Source organism: Mycobacterium sp. TH-M82 (assembly GCF_057473605.1).
Window position 1 is genome coordinate 1 of record NZ_JBYCKY010000850.1, and the last position, 1,170, is coordinate 1,170.

The window sequence follows — 1,170 nt, forward strand, 5'->3', positions numbered from 1 at the left end:
CGAAGTGCCCCCTGACGACGACGGCATCCCTGCCACCGAAGACGACAGCGACAAGCTTGAACGCCTGTGTGCGGCGATACGTGCAATCGACATCGACGTTTTGCTCTCCGAGGAAGCCTGGCGATAAGTCTCCCCATCTGGGGGCCGACGAAGCCCGATGGGGGCCGGACCCTCTGTCGGACGGCGCTCGGTCTACACCGCCGATTGGTTGCCGCCAACTACCTGGTAAATCGAGCGCGGCGTGACGTGGCGGATAGCTAATACGCCGGATCCGGTGTATTGTCGTCATCGCAGACCCCCCCACACCTGTGGATAAGGGGGTCTAGCTGTTTCTAGGGCCAAGTTCGTTTGGCTTCCTGCTCGGATCGCGTTCGGCCAGGTACTTCTCATACCAACCCCAGGCGAACTCATTTCGGAGGTGGCGGTCGACCGCCGCGTAGGCGCTCCAGGCGACCAAATCGGCCATCTGCACCAGTTGCGACGATTTCGAATCAAGATGAATGGCGTCTTCGATGATGCGCCGTTCATCCAGCTTTAGCTGGCGGTGCGTAGTGCGGTAACTAGTGTCGCTGCCGTCGCCGTCCATGACCACGACGCCCAGCGAGTCCGTGCCGGCAAGTTCGCTTTCGAACCGGGCGACCAAATCTCGATAGAGTTCTCTTTTCGTCTCGGCAACACGGGTGGGGTCGCCCTTGCGGTAGACCGCACCGACGACGAGGCCTTCGCAGCACCGCAGCGTGTCCAAGCATTGCACCGCGACTTCCCGGCCGAAGTCTTTCCAGTACTCGACGCCGTTGTGCACGTGCTTGTCGGGGATATTTTTCGAGATGCGGCCGCGACCGTTGACGTACTCCGTCGTGTGCAGTTCTTGTTGGACGGCCACTCGGTATTCACGCCACAGCATTTTTCGCGACTCAAGCCAGTTCCGGAGCACTGATCCCCAGCGATCCGGGCTGAATTCGACCCAGCCGTACACGACCATCCCCGACTGTGGATGCCCAGAGTCGTCGACGTAAATCATGCGATTGAGATGTCGTGGCATGCCTTCAGCCCGCTAGGTTGCCTCTTCTAGGGCGCTGAGTTCGCGGATTGAGTCGGCTCCCTCGACTTCTATTGTCAGTAGGCGTGTTGTTTCTCTGAGCTGTGCGCGTCGTTTGACGGCTTGCTCGA

1 protein-coding gene is annotated in these 1,170 nt (G+C 60.1%); it reads right to left on the reverse strand.

Annotated features, from left to right (window positions below; genetic code table 11):
* Window positions 1–322: 322 nt before the first annotated feature.
* The gene (locus tag AC2VON_RS24640) at window positions 323–1,042 is read right to left on the reverse strand and encodes a DUF3800 domain-containing protein (RefSeq protein WP_486955185.1); all 720 of its coding nucleotides are present in this window, start codon (window positions 1,040–1,042) and stop codon (window positions 323–325) included.
* Window positions 1,043–1,170: the final 128 nt, after the last annotated feature.

Excerpts from the sequence above, each read along its gene's own strand:
- AC2VON_RS24640 (WP_486955185.1), bottom strand. The coding sequence starts at position 1,042 with ATGCCACGACATCTCAATCGCATGATTTACGTCGACGACTCTGGGCAT.